We start from the raw sequence: 3,919 nt of genomic DNA, 5'->3' as shown, positions 1-3,919 counted from the left end.
AAGCGAGCCATGTGACTGCGCCCCTGACAATTTCGGTGGCCTAGATAGGGTAGCCAGTGACTTAGGCAGGCACTTCCCGATTGCAAGATGGCGGCTACCACTTCCGAGACTCCTCGTAAATGTCGTTGGTCTTTGGGCTTAACCCATTGACTTAGCTGGTCTTCAAGTTGACGATAGAGATGAGGGGTCATGATGCTGATGTGCTAGTTGAGGAACTCGAACATCGCATCTGACCCCTCTTTTTGTCTACCCCCTTTTTCTCAAATCCACTCCCTCTCTCACTTTCAGGAGTTTTCTGCACCACCAAGGGCGTATCCCTCAAGCGTTGAAAAACCCAAAAATCCCTTCTAGGGATTGAAACAAGTGCGACTGGACTAGTAAAGGACTCGAAAGCATCGTTGAAAAACCCAAAAATCCCTTCTAGGGATTGAAACTCTCGACGCTGTTTCTTGCCGCGTTCGCGGGTGTATTGTTGAAAAACCCAAAAATCCCTTCTAGGGATTGAAACTCCAAATGCCTCTTGGAAGGATGCGAACCGGGCGAGTTGAAAAACCCAAAAATCCCTTCTAGGGATTGAAACCGATTTCAGGATCGAGCCGAGAATCTTCCTCCCAGTTGAAAAACCCAAAAATCCCTTCTAGGGATTGAAACTGCCAACTTTATTTCCGTTCGGAAGTCGATCGAACGTTGAAAAACCCAAAAATCCCTTCTAGGGATTGAAACTTATGAGTTACTCGCGATTGATATCGATGAGGGCAAGTTGAAAAACCCAAAAATCCCTTCTAGGGATTGAAACCGAAGCCAAGGCTTGCGAGGAAAACCGCCCGCGTTGAAAAACCCAAAAATCCCTTCTAGGGATTGAAACGATAGCGTCGTCTACCGCGCCAACTCGGTGCTGTGTTGAAAAACCCAAAAATCCCTTCTAGGGATTGAAACGGCGGTTGGTGCGTCATCGTCGAGGCGATCTAATGTTGAAAAACCCAAAAATCCCTTCTAGGGATTGAAACGAGATTCCCCCGATACAAGCCGAACCCGTCGCGCCAGGTTGAAAAACCCAAAAATCCCTTCTAGGGATTGAAACACCATCGCTTCAGGGATCGGAGGGAACTGGGGGAGTTGAAAAACCCAAAAATCCCTTCTAGGGATTGAAACGCATCTTTGAGTGAGTCAATCAGTTTCATCTTTCTGTTGAAAAACCCAAAAATCCCTTCTAGGGATTGAAACCGACTGCGCCACCCATCCCCAGGAGGTCGCTGCTGTTGAAAAACCCAAAAATCCCTTCTAGGGATTGAAACACGAATGGCTCGATCGTCCCGCCTGCAACCATGCAGGTTGAAAAACCCAAAAATCCCTTCTAGGGATTGAAACCTAAAAACTCAAACAACGGAGCAAGCTGAAGGTTCGGTTGAAAAACCCAAAAATCCCTTCTAGGGATTGAAACCTGACAACCCCTTACAAACCTATACACTCGTTGATGGTTGAAAAACCCAAAAATCCCTTCTAGGGATTGAAACGCAACGCTAAGCGCGATCGCTGTGGTTTGCCCCCGTTGAAAAACCCAAAAATCCCTTCTAGGGATTGAAACCATTTTTTTCGCCTAGTTGAAAATTGCGTTAATCGTTGAAAAACCCAAAAATCCCTTCTAGGGATTGAAACACCTCTAACACTCCATTTCAGCTCACGCGAACATATCGTTGAAAAACCCAAAAATCCCTTCTAGGGATTGAAACTTGGCTCCCATCCTTAGTTCCTCCCTGAATTTGTCGAACAAGTTGAAAAACCCAAAAATCCCTTCTAGGGATTGAAACTACTTCCAACCGTTTCAATCGAGCGATCGCGTTTTCCAGTTGAAAAACCCAAAAATCCCTTCTAGGGATTGAAACTGATGGAAGCAAACGGTAAGCCTCCCTTGCATGAGTTGAAAAACCCAAAAATCCCTTCTAGGGATTGAAACTTGTACTCAGCCTTAGTACAGCGAGACCCATCGGGATGGTTGAAAAACCCAAAAATCCCTTCTAGGGATTGAAACGCCTATATTGACGTCTCCAATTGTTGGTAAATTGAAAGTTGAAAAACCCAAAAATCCCTTCTAGGGATTGAAACCTTTCCACTGTTTGGTGGATTTGCCACGTCGCTTTCGTCCAAGGTTGAAAAACCCAAAAATCCCTTCTAGGGATTGAAACTTTTGTTGTTCAACTTCTCTCACGACGATCTCTTGTTGAAAAACCCAAAAATCCCTTCTAGGGATTGAAACACGCCGTATTTGTCGCTCACGCTCGCACGATGACCGTTGAAAAACCCAAAAATCCCTTCTAGGGATTGAAACACCTCAATTTGAGCGCCAGTTTTGTAAACCGCCGGTTGAAAAACCCAAAAATCCCTTCTAGGGATTGAAACTCGATCGCACCCTCAATTCCAAGATCGCCTTCGCGAGTTGAAAAACCCAAAAATCCCTTCTAGGGATTGAAACACAGATTGCGATCGCCCAGAGCGGAATCCAAGAGTTGAAAAACCCAAAAATCCCTTCTAGGGATTGAAACCAGTTCGCTAATGCCCCCACCTAGTCCGAAGATTGTTGAAAAACCCAAAAATCCCTTCTAGGGATTGAAACTTTCGACTCCTGCAGGCTCGACAGTCGAATTCGGTTGAAAAACCCAAAAATCCCTTCTAGGGATTGAAACTTTGAGGGGCTAAGCGACGAGGACAAGACGGCGTGGCGAAGTTGAAAAACCCAAAAATCCCTTCTAGGGATTGAAACTTTGTCGGGTTGGTGCTTGCTGTTGGCTTTGCTTGTTGAAAAACCCAAAAATCCCTTCTAGGGATTGAAACCAGCAAGTCGCAAAGTCACCTCAAGCGAGATAAAGGTTGAAAAACCCAAAAATCCCTTCTAGGGATTGAAACGGGAAAGATACCTTTTACAAGTGGAAACGGCATTGTTGAAAAACCCAAAAATCCCTTCTAGGGATTGAAACGTGGTTAGTCATTCAGAATCAATACCAGAATCCGGTTGAAAAACCCAAAAATCCCTTCTAGGGATTGAAACTTTTAGGATTGCCATCGCCAGCCGACGCCAACTAGCGGTACTTAAACAAATTTCAAGCCCAAACCAAGCCAAAACGCGCTTTGTGAGCGGCAAACAGGTCTCGATTCTCGTTCAGCCATGCCACAAAACGAAAAGACATGGCTGTCCGAAAAGCCTCTAAAGCATCTACAAAAGTTTCCAAAGGTTGGTTCGCCCACTTCCTTCGTAAACCGCCCGTCAACTTATGCCAAAGGATAAAAGTGTAGGCACAAAATACCAAAATTAAATGCCGCTGTAAACTCTTCAAACCTCTCGCCTGGCATTCCCTCCAACCCAACCATCCTTTGGCTTCCCGATAGAAGACTTCTACCCAGTTTCGCCCTGAGTAAGTGTTCACGACCCATTCGGCAGTCACTTTTTCGGAGTCTTCATTCGTGATGAAATAATCAATTTCTGTCGCGTCCGCATAAGAACTTGCATTCATGACGATAGCAAAGGTTCTTTCTCCTTGTAGACGTGACAGCTCTGCCGTACCCGTCGCCACCCACAGGGTTTTGGGCTTGTTTAAATTTAGAGAAACTGGCGTAAAGTCCTCTTCTGGTAAGCTTTTGGCATATTCATCAAGGCGAATCTTTTGCCAATTTTCTCCCGATTGATTCAGCCAGATTTTCCGATTTTTGGCGACGGCTCCTAGATACTTCAGTCGGCGAGATTCGAGTCCCTTTAAAAAATTTGTGTTGTTACCATAGCCGGCATCCATGAGGACGATTCCCGGTCGATACCCTCTCTTTAAACTCCGGTCAATTAATTCTAAGGCGATTTCGGGTTCTTTTTGAAAGAGGGATCTTTCTTGCCTGAGGGTAAGGAACTGGCTGGCTGATAGATTTCTACATCCAG

General features: G+C 45.3%; 2 pseudogenes and 1 CRISPR repeat array. Both pseudogenes read right to left on the bottom strand.

What is annotated here, in order from left to right:
• Nucleotides 1-194: pseudogene (locus GEI7105_RS38725) on the bottom strand (IS4 family transposase); the annotation flags it as partial.
• Between the two features lie 130 nt (nt 195-324).
• Nucleotides 325-3,043: direct repeats of the CRISPR family, unit length 37 nt; unit sequence GTTGAAAAACCCAAAAATCCCTTCTAGGGATTGAAAC.
• Between the two features lie 52 nt (nt 3,044-3,095).
• Nucleotides 3,096-3,919: pseudogene (locus tag GEI7105_RS31880) on the bottom strand (IS701 family transposase); the annotation flags it as partial.

The sequence above is a fragment of the Baaleninema simplex PCC 7105 genome (assembly GCF_000332355.1).
GTDB classification, from domain to species: Bacteria; Cyanobacteriota; Cyanobacteriia; order Cyanobacteriales; family Geitlerinemataceae; genus Baaleninema; species Baaleninema simplex.
Note: the sequence above shows the minus strand (reverse complement) of the source record. Positions and strands in the feature narration are given on the sequence as shown.